We start from the raw sequence: 1,128 nt of genomic DNA on the forward strand, positions 1-1,128 counted from the left end.
CTGACCCTGCAGGAACCGAACGAACAGCGGCCGGCGGCCGTGCTGGTGACCCGTCGCCACATGGGCGAGGAGCACATCCAGGTATTGCCGTTGTCCGCGTTCGAGTCCGGCGAGCTGCGTCCGCTGCACCAGGCGTCGCAGCTGCTGCATGGCCTGATCCGCGAGGGCGCGACCATCAGCCGTGGCAACAAGAGCACCGAGGTGACCGGCTTCGCGCAGGCGCAGGCCTGGTTGATGGAAGAGGCCAAGAAGGGCCGCCAGATCCAGCGCTTCAAGGGCCTGGGTGAAATGAATCCGGAACAGCTGTGGGACACCACCGTGAACCCGGATACCCGCCGCCTGCTGCAGGTACGCATCGAGGATGCGGTGGAAGCGGACCAGATCTTCAGCACCCTGATGGGCGACGTGGTTGAACCGCGCCGCGACTTCATCGAGGACAACGCGCTGAAGGTCATGAACCTGGATATCTGAGAGATCCAGCCGCAAGACCCGGGCGCCAGGCATCCATGGCGCCCGTCTTCTGCCCACCGCCTGCTCTGCAAAGGCCCGCGATGTCCGTCCCTCCCCCGCTCTCCCCGCCCATGGCACGCAAGGAATCGCCGGTCATCGGCTTCATCGCGGACCTGTTGCTCGCCGCCGGCTTCCTGCTGTGCCTGAGCCTGGCGTGTGGCTTGGCCTGGGGCCTGTGGCGCGGCGTCATGGTGGGCATGGAGGCCGCGAAGAACGGCAATGGCATGCCGGCCGGCGAGGAATTGTCGGGCCTGCTGGGTGACCCGGGCGCGCTGGCGCAGATCCTGATCGCCCTGATATCCACCGGCGGCGCGGCACTGGTGCTGTACTTCTGGCGTCGTCGCGCCACGCCGGCCGAGCGCGCGCAATCGCACCGGAATGCCCGCCGCGGTACGACCTGGGGCTGGACGCTGCTGGTAGCGGCCTGCGTGTTCATTGGCAGCAGCCTGATCAGCTGGATCGGCAAGCAGTTCGGCATCGAGCCGGCCCCGACCAACCTGCCGCTGATGGAACAGGCACTGGCCAACTATCCCCTGCTGCTGGTGGTCTTCGCCGTGTTCCTGGCCCCGGCCTATGAGGAATTGCTGTTCCGGCGCGTCCTGTTCGGCCGCCTGTGGG

Annotated in this window: 1 protein-coding gene and 1 pseudogene; both read left to right on the plus strand. The window is 67.2% G+C overall.

Features of this window, described 5'->3' with window-relative positions; translation table 11 throughout:
- Window positions 1–471: pseudogene (gene gyrB / locus VA603_RS11555) on the plus strand (DNA gyrase subunit B); the annotation flags it as partial.
- Between the two features lie 80 nt (window positions 472–551).
- Window positions 552–1,128: CPBP family intramembrane glutamate endopeptidase (locus VA603_RS11560; protein ID WP_323438935.1), on the plus strand; the 577-nt coding region annotated here is incomplete at its 3' end.

The sequence above is a fragment of the Stenotrophomonas capsici genome (genome assembly GCF_034961085.1).
Taxonomy (GTDB): domain Bacteria; phylum Pseudomonadota; class Gammaproteobacteria; order Xanthomonadales; family Xanthomonadaceae; genus Stenotrophomonas; species Stenotrophomonas capsici.